Source organism: Shewanella sp. 4t3-1-2LB (assembly GCF_017368415.1).
GTDB classification, from domain to species: Bacteria; Pseudomonadota; Gammaproteobacteria; order Enterobacterales; family Shewanellaceae; genus Shewanella; species Shewanella fodinae.
In genome coordinates this window covers 23,846-39,360 of the sequence record NZ_JAFNJD010000046.1, presented here as the reverse complement: position 1 = coordinate 39,360, position 15,515 = coordinate 23,846, and the positions used below count along the sequence as shown (strand labels likewise).

The 15,515-nt window shown below is 49.9% G+C and carries 16 protein-coding genes; all 16 read left to right on the top strand.

Translation table 11 applies throughout. The features are described 5' to 3' along the window. Nucleotides 1-440 precede the first annotated feature (440 nt). The 16 genes from fliE to flhA all read left to right on the top strand — a co-directional run bounded on the left by fliE (nucleotide 441) and on the right by flhA (nucleotide 15,503). On the top strand, nucleotides 441-773 hold the full coding sequence (fliE, locus tag J3L11_RS15485; RefSeq protein ID WP_207571594.1) for a flagellar hook-basal body complex protein FliE: 333 nt from the start codon (nucleotides 441-443) through the stop codon (nucleotides 771-773). 25 nt (nucleotides 774-798) lie between these two features. Continuing rightward, nucleotides 799-2,502, top strand: a complete 1,704-nt coding sequence (gene fliF, locus J3L11_RS15480; protein ID WP_133038555.1) for a flagellar basal-body MS-ring/collar protein FliF — start codon at nucleotides 799-801, stop codon at nucleotides 2,500-2,502. Beyond that, nucleotides 2,492-3,532 carry a flagellar motor switch protein FliG gene (gene fliG / locus J3L11_RS15475; protein WP_133038554.1) on the top strand — a complete coding sequence of 347 codons (1,041 nt, stop codon included), beginning with the start codon at nucleotides 2,492-2,494 and terminating at the stop codon, nucleotides 3,530-3,532. The genes fliF and fliG overlap by 11 nt, the downstream gene beginning before the upstream one ends. A 12-nt stretch (nucleotides 3,533-3,544) precedes the next feature. Next, a complete protein-coding gene (fliH, locus tag J3L11_RS15470; RefSeq protein ID WP_207571593.1) occupies nucleotides 3,545-4,468 on the top strand; it encodes a flagellar assembly protein FliH in 924 nt (307 codons plus the stop codon). Continuing rightward, nucleotides 4,440-5,780, top strand: coding sequence for a flagellar protein export ATPase FliI (fliI, locus tag J3L11_RS15465; protein ID WP_189617504.1), 1,341 nt, complete (start codon nucleotides 4,440-4,442; stop codon nucleotides 5,778-5,780). The genes fliH and fliI overlap by 29 nt, the downstream gene beginning before the upstream one ends. 14 nt (nucleotides 5,781-5,794) lie before the next feature. Continuing rightward, the gene (gene fliJ / locus J3L11_RS15460) at nucleotides 5,795-6,250 is read left to right on the top strand and encodes a flagellar export protein FliJ (protein WP_133038551.1); all 456 of its coding nucleotides are present in this window, start codon (nucleotides 5,795-5,797) and stop codon (nucleotides 6,248-6,250) included. 109 nt (nucleotides 6,251-6,359) lie between these two features. After that, nucleotides 6,360-7,985 (top strand): flagellar hook-length control protein FliK, encoded by a 1,626-nt coding sequence (locus J3L11_RS15455; protein WP_207571592.1) that lies wholly within the window; start codon nucleotides 6,360-6,362, stop codon nucleotides 7,983-7,985. 54 nt (nucleotides 7,986-8,039) lie between these two features. Continuing rightward, complete coding sequence (gene fliL / locus J3L11_RS15450) at nucleotides 8,040-8,561, top strand: flagellar basal body-associated protein FliL (RefSeq protein WP_189617501.1); 522 nt, start codon at nucleotides 8,040-8,042, stop codon at nucleotides 8,559-8,561. 30 nt (nucleotides 8,562-8,591) lie between these two features. After that, nucleotides 8,592-9,620 (top strand): flagellar motor switch protein FliM, encoded by a 1,029-nt coding sequence (gene fliM, locus J3L11_RS15445; protein WP_133038548.1) that lies wholly within the window; start codon nucleotides 8,592-8,594, stop codon nucleotides 9,618-9,620. A gap of 12 nt (nucleotides 9,621-9,632) precedes the next feature. Continuing rightward, entirely contained in the window at nucleotides 9,633-10,010 is a 378-nt protein-coding gene (fliN, locus tag J3L11_RS15440; protein ID WP_133038547.1) for a flagellar motor switch protein FliN, read from the top strand. 7 nt (nucleotides 10,011-10,017) lie between these two features. After that, a complete protein-coding gene (gene fliO / locus J3L11_RS15435; protein ID WP_189617500.1) occupies nucleotides 10,018-10,386 on the top strand; it encodes a flagellar biosynthetic protein FliO in 369 nt (122 codons plus the stop codon). A 47-nt stretch (nucleotides 10,387-10,433) separates the two neighbouring features. Further along, nucleotides 10,434-11,129 (top strand): flagellar type III secretion system pore protein FliP, encoded by a 696-nt coding sequence (gene fliP / locus J3L11_RS15430; RefSeq protein ID WP_242695284.1) that lies wholly within the window; start codon nucleotides 10,434-10,436, stop codon nucleotides 11,127-11,129. Nucleotides 11,130-11,138: 9 nt separating this feature from the next. Further along, entirely contained in the window at nucleotides 11,139-11,408 is a 270-nt protein-coding gene (fliQ, locus tag J3L11_RS15425) for a flagellar biosynthesis protein FliQ (protein WP_133038544.1), read from the top strand. 3 nt (nucleotides 11,409-11,411) lie between these two features. Next, complete coding sequence (fliR, locus tag J3L11_RS15420; RefSeq protein ID WP_207571591.1) at nucleotides 11,412-12,209, top strand: flagellar biosynthetic protein FliR; 798 nt, start codon at nucleotides 11,412-11,414, stop codon at nucleotides 12,207-12,209. After that, complete coding sequence (flhB, locus tag J3L11_RS15415; protein WP_133038542.1) at nucleotides 12,209-13,345, top strand: flagellar biosynthesis protein FlhB; 1,137 nt, start codon at nucleotides 12,209-12,211, stop codon at nucleotides 13,343-13,345. Before fliR ends, flhB begins: the two co-directional genes overlap by 1 nt. 58 nt (nucleotides 13,346-13,403) lie before the next feature. Continuing rightward, nucleotides 13,404-15,503 (top strand): flagellar biosynthesis protein FlhA, encoded by a 2,100-nt coding sequence (gene flhA / locus J3L11_RS15410; RefSeq protein WP_207571590.1) that lies wholly within the window; start codon nucleotides 13,404-13,406, stop codon nucleotides 15,501-15,503. The last annotated feature ends 12 nt before the right edge of the window (nucleotides 15,504-15,515 follow it).

The following is a 15,515-nucleotide window of genomic DNA, read 5'->3' as shown; positions in this document are numbered from 1 at the left end:
TGCGGCTAAAACGAGGAAAATGATATCAACCAAATTATGTTCCAAGTTGATATATGAACGTGGGTCTTCAATGAGTTTCAAATGGTCAAACAAGGACATGGATTAGGCTGAGTAGAATAACATGCCTGATCAGATCATGCTGATATCGATAAGTTCCATGCTGTTAACAAAGTATGATCCCACCCTGATATCCAGGTAGCCCGTTTACGGGCCGTAAGTAATCGCTTTATGCACATGTCAGATCGCGATGCGCCAGCTAGGGCGCTGCTGGTAGGAGAGCCTTATAGGCGCATATGAAAAACCTCCGGCTATGCCGGAGGATATTTTTTTAATGTAGTGAATCACTATCGCTCATCAATTTTTAATCTTTGGCAACCTTCTTGCATGACCCCAGTATCTACAGATAAGGCGTCAAATGGCTGACGACGGGAGACGACATCATGCAAATCGGTGGCAACCCTCTACTGCAGGAAATGCAGTCATTAACAGGTGAAATAAATCCCAATAGTATTTCACCCTCTCCACTTCGCCAGGTTAATAGTACCAGCGGTGCCGATTTTGCGGATTTACTCAGCCAGGCTGTGGGTCATGTTAGTGAATTGCAGACTACCTCCTCGAGTTTGGCAACCCGCTTGGATATGGGGGATACTACCGTGAGCCTGTCTGATACTGTGATTGCGCGAGAGAAGGCGAGTGTCGCTTTTGAAGCCACAGTGCAGGTACGTAATAAGCTGGTTGAAGCTTATAAAGAAATCATGAGCATGCCGGTATAAATCAGCACGATAGCGGGAATTTAACGTGAGTACAGAATTAGTCGCAGAAAATAACGCCACACTTCCTTCCGCCAGCGGCGCGCAGCAGGAAAATAAATCCGGCGTAATGGGCATGCTGGGCAGTGTTGATATGCTAAGGCAGATCACGATGATCCTGGCGCTGGCTATCTGTTTAGCATTGGCTGTGTTTATTATGATCTGGGCGCAGGAGCCTGAGTATCGTCCGCTGGGTAAAATGGACACAGATCAGCAGGTGCAGGTGCTGGATGTCCTCGATAAAAACCGCATCCCTTACAAAATTGATGTTGATGTTATCAAGGTGCCGGAAGATCAGTATCAGCAGGTAAAATTGTTGCTGAGCCGTTCTGGGGTATCAACCAGCAGTGAAGATAAGGACTTTTTGAATCAGGATTCCGGCTTCGGTGTGAGTCAACGCATGGAACAGGCGCGGCTCAAACATAGCCAGGAGTTGAATCTCGCGCATGCTATCGAAGAACTTAACAGTGTTAGCCGTGCCAAGGTGATCTTAGCGCTGCCGAAAGAAAATGTATTTGCCCGTACTCGTTCAGAGCCCAGCGCTACCGTGGTGGTCACCACCCGCAAAGGCGGTCTGGGTCAGGAAGAGGTTGACGCGATTGTTGATATTGTGGCATCTGCGGTACATGGAATGGATCCCAGTAAAGTCACCGTCACCGATGCCAGTGGCCGTTTGTTAAATTCTGGCAGTCAAGATGCTACCTCTGCGAGGGCCAGACGTGAACTGGAAATTGTGCAGCAAAAAGAGCAGGAATATCGCAATAAGATTGATTCAATTCTGATCCCAATTCTGGGGCCAGAGAACTTCACCTCACAGGTTGATGTGAATATGGACTTCACCGCGGTTGAGCAAACGGCCAAGCGGTTTAATCCAGATTTGCCGGCACTGCGCAGCGAAATGACCGTGGATAATAAATCGGTTAATGGTACCAGTGGTGGTGTTCCTGGGGCGCTGACCAATCAGCCACCGATGGCCTCCAATATTCCGCAGCAGGCGACCGGTGATAATGCAGAGAAACCTGTTTCCAGTACCAGTCATAACGAAGCGACCCGTAATTACGAGTTAGATACCACCATTAGTCATACTAAACAGCAGGTTGGTAACGTCCGGCGTGTCAGTGTTTCCGTGGCAGTAGATTTCAAGTCCGGCCCCGCTGATGCCAACGGACAGACCACCCGGGTACCACGCACTGATGCCGAAATGGCCAATATCCGGCGTTTGCTGGAAGGTGCTATCGGCTTTAACACCCAGCGGGGTGATATTATTGAAGTCGTGACTGTGCCATTTATGGATCAACTGGTTGAGGCTTTGCCGCCAGTACCTATGTGGGAACAACCGTGGTTTTGGCGTGCAGTCAAACTGGTATTAGGGGCTTTGGTGATTTTGGTGCTGATCCTGTTTGTGGTACGGCCTATGCTGAAGCGGTTAATCTACCCGAATGAAACCAATATGCCGGATGAGCCACAACTGGGTCACGAGCTGGCAGATATTGAAGATCAATATGCGGCAGACACACTGGGCATGCTGCATAAACCGGACGCTGAGTACAGTTATGCCGAAGACGGTTCTATCCTGATCCCCGCTTTGCATAAAGATGATGATATGATTAAGGCTATCCGAGCACTGGTGGCTAATGAACCTGAACTCTCCACTCAAGTCGTGAAAAACTGGTTACAAGACGATGGCAAATAACGAAGAGGCCAAAGCGCCTGCTGCTTTTGATGTAAAATCCCTCAGTGGCATAGATAAAACTGCCATATTACTGCTGAGTCTGAGTGAAGCGGATGCGGCATCTATTCTCAAACATCTGGAACCCAAGCAGGTTCAGAAGGTGGGGATGGCGATGGCCAGTATGCAAGAGTTTGGGCAGGAGCGCGTTACCGCCGTGCATAAGTTGTTTCTGGATGATATTCAGAAATATTCTTCAATCGGGTTTAACAGTCAGGAATTTATCCGCAAAGCGCTGACCGCCGCATTAGGGGAAGACAAGGCGGGTAATCTGATTGACCAGATTGTTATGGGCAGCGGTGCAAAAGGGCTAGATTCATTAAAATGGATGGATGCTCGCCAAGTCGCCAGCATTATTCAGAACGAACATCCGCAGATCCAAACCATCGTGTTGTCTTATCTGGAACCCGATCAAGCGGCGCAGATATTTGCACAATTCCCGGAAAATACTCGTTTAGATCTGATGATGCGTATCGCCAATTTGGAAGAGGTTCAGCCTGCGGCGTTACAAGAACTGAACGATATTATGGAAAAACAGTTTGCGGGTCAGGGCGGGGCTCAGGCTGCGAAGATGGGTGGCCTGAAAGCGGCAGCCAACATCATGAACTATCTGGACACTGCTGTGGAAAGCCAACTGATGGAAACCATGCGCGAATCCGACGAAGAGATGGCACAGCAGATCCAAGATTTGATGTTTGTGTTCGAAAATCTTATCGATGTCGACGATCGCGGTATGCAGACCTTGTTGCGTGAAGTGCAGCAGGATGTGCTGATGAAGGCATTGAAAGGTGCCGATGATCAATTGCGTGAGAAAATCTTCAACAACATGTCCAAACGTGCTGCAGAGCTTATGCGTGACGACCTGGAGGCCATGGGGCCGGTCAGGGTCAGCGAAGTGGAAGTGGCGCAAAAAGAGATCTTATCTATTGCGCGTCGCCTGTCCGATGCCGGCGAAATTATGCTGGGCGGTGGTGGCAGCGAAGAATTCCTCTAAGGCGTTGGCGCTATGGCCGAACACATACCCTCACGGAATATTATCCCGCCAGAAGAGGCCTCCTCGTTTGACGAGTGGCCTTTGCCTGATGTTGGCGCTTTTCTGCCGCCGAAAATGGAAACCAATGTTTTTGGACGTAAAACTGTAGAATATCAAGCGCCAAGCGCTGATAAGCCGGTTGCACCGCCGACCATGGCGGAAATTGAATCCATTCGTGCCGATGCTGAGCAGGAAGGGTTTGCCGAGGGCAAGGCAGCCGGGCTTAAAGAAGGTCTAGAACAAGGACGCTTGCAAGGGCTGGAGCAGGGCCATGCAGAAGGCTTAGCGCAAGGGTTGGAACAAGGTAAAGCGGAAGGATTACAACAAGCGCAAACATTGCTCAGTCAGTTTGAACAGTTGTTGACGCAGTTTCAGCACCCTTTGGCGTTACTGGATTTACAGATAGAACAGTCTTTATTGACCCTGGCAGAAAATCTTAGCCGCAGTGTTATTGGTCATGAATTGAAAACCCATCCAGAGCATATTCTCGCGGCGTTGCGTCAGGGGATTGACGCGTTACCGATAAAGGAACAAAAGGTCACTATCCGGCTGCACCCAGAGGATGCGGAACTGGTGCAATCGCTGTATGGCGCCGAACAATTACAGCGTAATCAGTGGCAAATCGAAAAAGATCCGGGGCTCAGTCGTGGTGATTGTGTCGTGGCTTGCCAGCGTTCACAGGTGGATATGCGGCTGGAAACTCGGTTGCAGAAAGTGTTCAGTGAAACCTTGAATCGCCGTCAGCAACTGGCGCGGGACGAAACACAATTAGCACAGCAGTTATCGTCTGAACAGCATGTAAGCAACGAAGCAGATCCGCAGGATAAGGTAACTTCTGAAGCGTCAGATGCGGGGGCAGGAGAGGATCATGGAACAGCGCCAACGCCATCTGCTTGATGAATTGAGTCAGCTCAATCAACGTACGGGGTCTTATCAGCCCATCGCCAGCGGACAACTGGTGCGAGTCGTCGGCTTAACACTGGAAGCGACGGGCTGCCGAGCGCCTGTTGGTAGTCTATGTGCGATTGATACCGTATCTGGCACCATGGTGGCCGAGGTCGTTGGGTTTGACGATGACCTGTTGTATTTGATGCCGGTTGAGGAATTACGTGGCGTGGTGCCTGGTGCTCGAGTTATTCCCCTTGGTGAGCAGACAAGTCTTAATGTCGGCATGAAACTGCTTGGGCGTGTACTTGATGGCAACGGTCAACCCTTAGATGGTCTTGGGCCGCTAAGTACTCAGGAGCAGACCTCTCGCCACAGCGAACCAATCAATCCGTTAGCCAGACGGGCAATTACTGAACCACTTGATGTTGGCGTTAGGGCTATCAATGCCATGTTGACGGTAGGGAAAGGTCAGCGCATGGGGTTGTTCGCTGGCTCAGGTGTCGGCAAAAGTGTGTTGTTGGGGATGATGACCCGTGGTACTACGGCTGACATCATTGTTGTGGGACTTGTCGGTGAACGTGGTCGCGAAGTTAAAGAGTTTATTGAAGAGATTTTGGGTGACGAGGGGCGCGCCCGTTCGGTAGTTATTGCTGCCCCCGCTGATACCTCGCCGCTGATGCGCTTGCGTGCCTGCGAAACCTCTACACGCATTGCCGAGTATTTTCGTGATTTGGGATATGACGTGCTGCTACTGATGGACAGTCTGACCCGTTATGCCCAGGCGCAGCGTGAAATCGCATTAGCCGTAGGGGAGCCGCCTGCCACCAAAGGTTATCCGCCATCAGTATTTGCGCGGTTACCGCGATTGGTCGAACGTGCTGGGAACGGAGGTGAAGGTCAGGGCTCTATTACCGCTTTTTATACAGTGTTGACGGAAGGTGATGATCAGCAAGACCCGATTGCCGATGCTTCTCGAGCGATTCTTGATGGCCATATTGTTCTGTCACGTGCACTGGCAGATTCTGGACACTATCCGGCAATCGATATCGAAGCTTCCATCAGCCGTGTTGCGCCTATGGTGATTTCTGCCGAACATCTGGAGGCGATGCGCCGGGTTAAACAGATGTACTCTCTGTATCAACAAAATCGCGATTTGATATCTATTGGTGCTTATTCTCAGGGCAGCGATCCGCGGATTGACAATGCCATTCGTCTGCAACCGGCGATGAATGCTTTTCTCAGACAGCGGCTGCATGAGTCGGTTAGTTTTGCCGATAGTCAACAGATGTTGGGGCAACTCGCCGCACAGTGCCGAGTATGAGGGCTTAAAATTAGATGGCGCAAACCGATCCATTACTCACCGTGCTTAAATTGGCCAACGAAGCTGAAGAGCAGGCCGCGCTGCGCTTAAAGGCGGCGCAGTTTGAGCACCAAAAACGCGTCAATCAGTTACAGTCGTTGCGAGATTACCGCCTCGACTACATGCGACAGCTAGCCGCACAGCAAGGACAGCAGATCCGTGCTGACTATTATCAACAGTTTCACCGCTTTGTGCGTCAGGTGGATGAGGCAATTAAACAACAGTTGGCGGTGGTGGCTGAGGCTGAGCGGCAAAAGCAATACCGGCAGCAACACTGGATGGAAAAGCAGCAGAAACGTAAAGCGGTAGAACTACTACTGGAGAAGAAAGCTCTGCAAAAACAACAGCGAGAAAACAAGCAAGAACAAAAGCTCATTGACGAATTTGCCTCCCAACAGTTCCAGCGACGAAAACTGAGCACTCATCTATAAAACTATCTGGCCTGTTTTTTGCTTCATGTCATTACTACTGGTAGATATCGCCAAATTTCAGGTCACTGCAGAACAGCAATAATGCAGTGGCTTCACGCTGGAGGACAGCATGCAACAGCTAGCCAACAACGTATTATTATCTCCTCAGAATAACGCGGGGAAAGTCATCACAGACTCTGCTAAAGGTTCTGATAAATCTGATTTTTTTGATGCTTTTCAACAAGCGCAATCCAGTAATAATTACGCCGGGAATAAAGCCAGCGCACAGGTGAGTGCTTACTCTGCATCAGCCGCCGCGGGTAGCAAGAAGACCTTGTCCAGCAGCAACGCTGACACTGATGATAAAGTCGCCTCTGTGTTAGGGCAGATTTCGATGGGCAAGAAGTTGCCGCCGGAAGAAAAATTACAAAATGCTGTCACCAAACTGGCCCAATTAGCCGGGCTGGACGAACAGCAGTTACAACAGCTTTCAGCGGAAGATCCCAAAGCAATGCTAAAGCAATTAGCCGCAATGCTGAACAGTCAGTCCGCCGAGAACTCTGGCAGTGATACTATTGGGGATAGCAGCAACTCTGCGCTTGCTAAATTACTTAATGCGCTTGCGGCGCTGCTACAACAAAGTCAGCAGCAAGGTGATGCATCGACAACAGACACCGACCAAACATTACAGGCATTATTGTCTCAGTTGCAGCAAACTGACTCCGAGGTGCATACGGCGCCCTCTGACCAAAGTGCTACCGCTAAGCCTGGGGTTAACAAGGACGATGAATCACAAGCGGATTCTCCGCTTGAACAAGCGCTAGCAGAGTTATTGGCAGCACTACAACAGTTGCCGGTGAATCAGACGTCACAACCATCAAACTCCTCGAGTGGTGACGAGTTGCTTGACGTCAACGGTTCAACACAGGCATCGCCTCAAGGGCAGTTACAGCAACTATTGGCGCAATTATTGGCCGATGAGCAATCGTCAGCAAAAGACGGCGATAACAACAGCGTGACTGACAAGTCGCTGCTGGCGGGGCTCGCAGCCAACAAAGCGGAACAACAAGGCACTATGCTGAGCGCTGACGGTGATGGCGCAGCTAAAGCAAGCAGCCTAGATAAATTCAGCGACAGCATCAAGGCGGCACTCGAAAGCGTTGCAGATAACGCTGTAAAGTCCCCGTTAAACAAAGAGAGCTTGTCGGATAACGTTATTACAGACAACAAATCGACACAGAACTCCTTGGCGCTGGGTGCGGCGAATACTAATCAGCGCAATGAAATTGTTCAGTATCAGCTGTCAATGCGTCAGGTGGGCGAGCCATTACAAAATACCCAGGAATTGGCGCAACGATTTGCCCCGGTCATGAGGCAACAGTTGCTGACGATGGTTAACAATGGTGTGCATCATGCGGAGATCCGCCTCGATCCGCCAGAGCTTGGGGCGATGACAGTCAAGTTGCAAGTACAAGGGGACCACACTCAGGTGCAGTTCCATGTCACCCAGCCGCAAACCCGAGATCTGCTTGAGCATTCGATGCCCAGATTAAGAGAGTTGTTACAACAGCAAGGAATGCAATTGGCAGACGGACAAGTATCTCAAGGTGGTGGGCAGCAGAGTCAGCCGCAGGGGCAGATGTCCAGCAATGGTGACATTTCTTCAACAGCTGTTGGTGAAATTTCCGCCGAAGAACTCAGCGCGGCCCCAGAACCGTCGTTAACTTCGACATCTGCTATAGATTATTATGCGTGAGCAGGTAACCTATTAGGCCGGGAACGTTATCGGACAGCGTAACAGGAATAATTCATGGCAGAACAAGACGAACTGCAATTGCAGGAAAACCAGGAAGGTAATAGCAAACGCAAGAAAAAGTTACTGATTTTCGGCGGTGCGGGTGTACTGGTATTGGTGCTGCTTGGCGTTGTGCTGTGGTTGGTGCTGGGCGGCAGTAAAGAGGAAGCACCTGCCGCGGCTGACGCCACTAAAACGGCACAGCCTGACACGGCCAAAGAAGCATTTTATGTGGCAATGCCAAGACCCTTTTTATTCAATCTGCCGGGGAACAATCAAACTCGGCTGGTGGAGATTAAAGTGCAGTTGATGGTGCGTGGCAGTGATGATGACACGTTGTTGAAAAAGCATATTCCACTGGTGGAAGATGCGTTGTTGACCACTTTCAGCAGCGGCAGTGTTGAGAAACTCAGCACACAGGCCGGAAAAGATGAGTTACGACAATTGGCACTATTGAATGTACAGAATACGCTGCAACCGGTAACAGGCCGCAAAGTGGTCGAAAAAGTACTGTTTACCGGCTTTGTGATGCAATAGCCCCGGATTTGACAAAATAGAGGCGGTATCGTGAGCGACTTATTAAGCCAGGACGAAATTGATGCGCTGTTGCATGGTGTCGATGATATCGATGAAGAAGAGGTAGAAGAGTCCGGCCTTGAGGCCAAGAACTATGACTTTTCCTCTCAGGATCGCATCGTCCGTGGACGTATGCCGACGCTGGAAATTGTCAACGAGCGTTTTGCCCGGCATCTGCGGATCAGCATGTTCAATATGATGCGGCGCTCAGCAGAAGTTTCCATCAATGGTGTGCAAATGCTGAAATTTGGCGAGTATGTGCATACGTTGTTTGTGCCCACCAGTCTTAACATGGTGCGTTTCAATCCGCTCAAAGGCACAGCGCTGATCACCATGGAAGCGCGTCTGGTATTTATCCTCGTGGATAACTTTTTTGGTGGGGACGGGCGTTTTCACGCCAAGATTGAAGGGCGCGAATTCACCCCAACGGAACGGCGAATCATTCAGTTACTGATGAAGATCGTCTTTGAAGATTACAAAGATGCTTGGGCACCGGTAATGGATGTGGAGTTTGATTTTCTCGATTCTGAAGTTAACCCGGCAATGGCTAACATCGTCAGCCCGACTGAGGTTGTGGTAGTCAACTCATTTCACATTGAAGTCGACGGTGGTGGTGGGGACTTCCATATCACCATGCCTTATTCCATGATTGAACCTATCCGTGAGTTACTCGATGCCGGTGTGCAAAGTGATAAACAGGATACCGACATGCGCTGGTCGCAAGCGCTTAAAGATGAAATCATGGATGTCAAAGTGGGGATCGATGCCACCTTGGTGGAAAAAGAACTGTCACTCAGAGATGTGATGGAATTTAAAGCGGGTGATGTTATTCCGGTCGAGTTACCTGAATATCTGGTGATGCGCATTGAAGATCTACCGACCTATCGCTGTAAACTTGGTAAAGTTCAGGATAATCTGGCACTACAAGTCGCCGCCAAGATCCAGCGGCCAGAAACGGTCAAGACCGAGTTACAGCTGGTTACCCATAAAAACAAGTCAAAAGATCTCTCTGAAATATAAGGTGCAATACGCATGAGTAACGATGAGATGGACGATTGGGCTGCCGCGATGGCAGAACAAGCCGACGAAGAAGCTAAAGCGGTGGAGCTGGATGAGCTGAAAAGCACAGCTAAAACCACCTTAGTAGATGACGCTAAATTGGATACCATTTTGGACATCCCCGTCACTATTTCTATGGAAGTAGGACGTAGCTTCATCAGCATTCGCAACCTGTTGCAGTTAAACCAAGGGTCTGTGGTTGAGCTGGACCGAGTGGCCGGCGAGCCGCTCGATGTAATGGTAAATGGTACGCTGATTGCCCATGGTGAAGTGGTGGTGGTTAACGATAAATTTGGTATCCGCCTGACCGATGTTATCAGCCAGACTGAACGTATCAAAAAACTCAAGTGAGCTTCTTATGAGTCAGACCCTTGCAACTACCGCAGATGCAGCCCAAGCGGTTACCGGTAAAAGCTCCGTGGATATCACCGCCTTTGCCGGTATGTTTGGTGGCCTGTTGTTGGTATTGCTGATCATTTTTTTGCTGGCTTATCTGCTGAAACGCCTGAATCTGGTCAGTGGCACTCATTCTGTGATCAAAACGCTGGCGCAGACACCTGTGGGACCGAAGGAACGCTTGGTATTGGCTGAGCTTGACGGACAACAGTATTTACTGGGCGTGACTGCTGGGCAGATCACCTTACTGGACAAATTGCAGCAGCCAGTGTTGATTGAAACCAATACTTTCGCGAATCGGCTAAAAATGGCCAGGCAGGGTCAGCAATGAAGTGGTCGCTGCCGCTTGTCGCGCTACTGGTATTGCTGCTGCCTTCAATGGCGCAGGCTCAGGATGCTTTATTTCCTGCGGTGACCGTCACCACAGGGCCTAATGGTGCGACTGAATATTCAGTGACCATGCAGATCCTGTTGCTGATGACAGCGCTGAGCTTTTTGCCCGCAATGGTCATCATGCTCACCTCTTTTACCCGGATAATTGTGGTACTGGCTATCTTGCGTCAAGCGCTAGGGTTGCAGCAGACGCCGTCAAATCAGGTATTGATTGGTATCAGCCTATTTATGACTTTTTTTATCATGTCGCCAGTGTTTGATAAAATTTATGACAATGCGGTGCAGCCTTACATGAATGAAACCATGACACTGCAACAAGCCATAAAAACCGGTGAGGGGCCACTGAAGCAGTTTATGCTGGCGCAAACCCGTAACACTGATTTGAATTCCTTTATTGAAATTGCCGGTTACAAGAATATTCAAAAACCGGAAGATACCCCAATGACAGTGGTGATCCCGGCATTTATCACCAGCGAGCTTAAAACCGCATTTCAAATCGGTTTTATGCTGTTTATTCCATTCCTGGTGCTTGATCTGGTGGTTGCCAGTATCCTGATGGCCATGGGGATGATGATGTTGTCTCCGATGATTGTTTCTCTGCCATTTAAGATTATGTTGTTTGTGCTGGTGGATGGCTGGACGCTGGTAATGGGTACGTTAGCCAACAGTTTCGGGCAATAGGAGAGCACCATGACACCTGAAGCTTTTGTCGATGTGTTGCGTGAAGCGCTGTCGGTGATTGTGATCATCGTGTCTGCGGTTATCGTGCCCAGTCTGATCATTGGTCTGGTTGTGTCGGTTTTTCAGGCTGCCACCTCAATCAACGAGCAGACGCTGAGTTTTTTACCGCGTTTGCTAACAACCTTATTAGCGCTGATGTTTCTCGGCCACTGGTTAGTGCAGACGATGATGGACTTCTTTATGGAAATGGTGCAGCGGATCCCGCAAGTGGTGGGTTAGTGCATGGAAATCCTGTTTGATTCCATTCAACAGGTACTGGCCGCTTATCTTTGGCCACTTTTTCGTATTGCCAGTATGTTGATGGTGATGGCGATTTTCGGTGCTAGTACCACACCCACCAGAGTGCGCCTGCTGATGGCGGTAGCCATTACCGTAGCCGTGGCACCGGTATTACCTCCCATGCCCAACATTGAGCTAATGTCACTGGCATCGGTATTGGTGACGGTTCAGCAACTACTTATCGGTTCAGCGATGGGGTTTGTGACGTTATTATTGATGCAGACATTTGTCTTGACCGGGCAGATTATCGGCATGCAAACCAGTTTAGGTTTTGCGTCTATGGTTGACCCGGCTTCTGGACAGCAAACGCCGGTTGTGGGCAACTTCTTTCTGGTGCTGACAACACTGATTTTCCTCAGCGTTGATGGTCACTTGGTACTGATCCGCATGCTCGTTGCCAGTTTTAATACCATCCCCGTATCTATTCACGGTATTAGTATTGCCAGTTATCGCAGCTTGGCAGAGTGGGGCAGCTATATGTTTGGCGCGGCGCTAACTATGTCCGTTTCAGCCATTGTGGCCCTGCTGACGGTGAATCTGGCTTTTGGTGTGATGACGCGTGCTTCACCGCAATTGAATATCTTCTCTATTGGCTTTCCCGTCACTATGATTGGCGGCTTGCTGATATTGTGGCTGACGTTGGGGCCTGTGATGGCACATTTCGATGATGTCTGGCATGACGCGCAGGTATTGTTGTGTGATATTGCTCAGTTGCAATGCAAGCTTGATGGAGGTCCCTGATGGCGGAAAATCAGGATGGTCAAGAAAAGACCGAACAAGCGACGTCGAGGCGACTGGAGCAGGCAAGAGAAAAAGGACAGGTCGCGCGTTCGCGTGAATTGGGTACCTCTGCGGTGCTGTTGGCAGCAGCCATCGGCCTCATGGTGATTGGTCCTAGTCTAGCTAAAAGCCTGATGGAAATGATGACCAAAGTCTACACCATGGACCGGTCACAGATTTTTGATACTAACAGCATGTTTACTGTGTGGCAGACGGTGATAAGCGAGTTAGGCTGGCCCGTGCTTGGCTTTATTCTGATGCTTGGTGCTGTGGCATTTATTGGCAACATTGTGTTGGGGGGAATTACTTTTTCCACCGAAGCGATTATGCCTAAAGGCACTAAAATGAACCCGGTGAACGGCCTAAAACGCATGTTCGGTATTCAGGCCGTGGTGGAACTTACCAAGGGAATTGCCAAATTCTCGGTGGTAGCCCTCTCAGGCTATTTTTTGCTGACCTACTACTTCCCCGATATTCTCAATCTGTCACAAGACAATCTGCCCGGTAATGTAGGTCATGCACTCAAGTTGCTGATTTGGTTGTTTATCTTATTGTGTGCCTCAACACTGTTAATTGTCGTCATCGATGTGCCATACCAGATTTGGAATCACAACAAACAGTTGAGGATGACCAAACAGGAAGTCAAAGATGAGTACAAGGACACTGAAGGTAAACCCGAAGTTAAAGGGCGTATTCGGCAGTTACAGCGAGAAATGGCACAGCGGCGGATGATGGCAGAGGTCCCCAAGGCTGATGTGATAGTGGTCAATCCTGAGCATTTTGCGGTAGCACTGAAATATGATGCCAAAAAATCGCCGGCACCTTATTTGGTTGCTAAAGGCGCTGATGACATCGCTTTTAAAATTCGCGAGATTGCTCGCGAATATAATGTTCCCATCGTGGCCGCACCGTTGCTGGCCCGCGCTATTTACCACACCACCAAACTGGAACAACAGATCCCTGATGGCCTGTTTACCGCCGTGGCGCAAGTGCTGGCCTATGTTTATCAGCTGCGGCAGTATCAGAAAGGCCGGGGTCGAAAGCCTACCCCTTTGCCGCTTAGTCAACCGATCCCCGAAGAGTTTAAGCAGTATTGACGTTGGTTGGCCTGGATTTTGCCTACACCAGACAAAGTGTCAAAACTCAGGCTGAAAGATGGATGTAAGAGCAACGTTCGGACAGTTACGTCAGGTTAAGCCCACATCGTTGAAAGGCATTGGTACCCCGCTACTTGTCTTGGCGACACTGGCGATGATTGTGTTGCCGATGCCGGCATTTTTGCTGGATATTCTGTTTTCCTTCAATATTGCGCTGGCATTAGTGGTCTTGCTGGTTGCGGTGTACACGAGTCGACCACTGGATTTTGCGGCGTTCCCTACGGTGCTGTTGGTTGCCACCTTGCTGCGCTTGGCGCTGAACGTGGCATCTACCCGTGTTGTGTTACTGGAAGGCCACAATGGTCCTGATGCTGCGGGTAAAGTGATTGAGGCCTTCGGCTCAGTGGTTATTGGTGGTAACTACGCAGTGGGGCTGGTGGTTTTTTTAATCCTGATCATCATTAACTTTGCAGTTGTGACGAAAGGTGCTGGTCGTATCTCAGAAGTAAGCGCCCGCTTTACATTAGATGCCATGCCAGGAAAGCAGATGGCAATCGACGCCGATCTGAATGCTGGCATTATTAATCAGGATCAAGCGCGCTTGCGCCGGGCCGAAGTGACCAGCGAAGCTGACTTCTATGGTTCCATGGACGGTGCCTCGAAATTTGTCAAAGGCGATGCCATCGCTGGTATTTTAATTCTCTGTATCAACATCGTGGGCGGCTTCATCATTGGTATGGTGCAGCATGGCTTGGGGTTTTCTCAGGCAGTAGAAATCTATACCTTGTTGACTATCGGTGATGGTCTGGTTGCTCAGATCCCTGGTTTGCTGCTGTCCATTGCCGCGGCGCTAATGGTGACCCGTCAGAACGAGTCTGGCGACATGGGGCAACAAGTCGTACAGCAGATGTTTGACAATCCCAAGTCACTCATCATCGCTGCTGCTGTCTTGTTTGTGATGGGGATTGTCCCCGGGATGCCACATTTGGCATTCTTGAGTTTTGCGCTGCTGGCATCTACCGGCGCGTTTTTTATCTTTAGACGCAATGAAAAGAACAAACAGCAGGCACTGGAACTGGCTAAAAAAGGCCCAACAGAAAAGAATCTTACTGAACCTAAAGAACTCAGCTGGGACGATGTGCGGCCGGTGGATACCATCGGTTTGGAAGTCGGATACCGTTTGATCCCGTTGGTGGATAAAGGGCAAGGCGGTGAATTACTCAGTCGTATTAAAGGGGTTCGTAAGAAACTGTCACAGGAATTGGGCTTTTTAGTCCCGGCTGTGCATATTCGCGATAATCTGGATTTGTCTCCCAGCGCCTATCGGATCTCGCTGATGGGGGTCGCGTGTGGTGAGGCTGAAGTGCGCCACGATTGTGAATTGGCCATCAATCCAGGTCAGGTATTTGGCAAACTCGACGGTGTTGAAACCAAAGATCCAGCGTTTGGTCTGGATGCCGTGTGGATTACGCCTGAGCTGCGTGAACATGCTCAGACCCTCGGTTATACCGTGGTGGATACCTCAACGGTGATTGCCACACACTTGAGCCAGTTGCTGACCAATAATGCCGCCAAGTTGCTTGGCTACGAAGAGGTACAGCAGCTGCTGGATATGTTGGCCAAACGCGCCCCGAAACTGGTGGATGGTTTTGTGCCTGACATTATGTCGCTGGGTAACGTGGTTAAAGTTATGCAGAATCTGCTTAATGAAGGGGTTTCTATTCGCGATCTCCGCACCATCGTCCAGACATTGCTGGAGTATGGACCGAAGAGCAACGACACCGAAGTACTTACCGCTGCGGTGCGCATTGCGCTTAAGCGGATGATTGTGCAGGAAATCGCAGGCCCTGAGGCGGAGATCCCTGTCATTACTTTGGCACCAGAATTGGAACAGATGTTGCATCAGTCAATGCAAGCGACAGGCGGCGATGGTCCGAATATCGAACCCGGTCTGGCGGAACGGATGCAAAAGTCCCTCGCCAGCGCAGCGCAGAAGCAGGAAATGGTTGGACAACCCGCCATTTTGCTGACATCGGGTATGCTGCGCGCCACCTTGTCTCGTTTCGTCAAGCACACGATTCCTAATCTTCGGGTGATCTCATATCAGGAAGTGCCAGACGAAAAGCAAATCCGTATCGTTTCCGCTGTGGGCCAGTAGGAGTAACAGAGA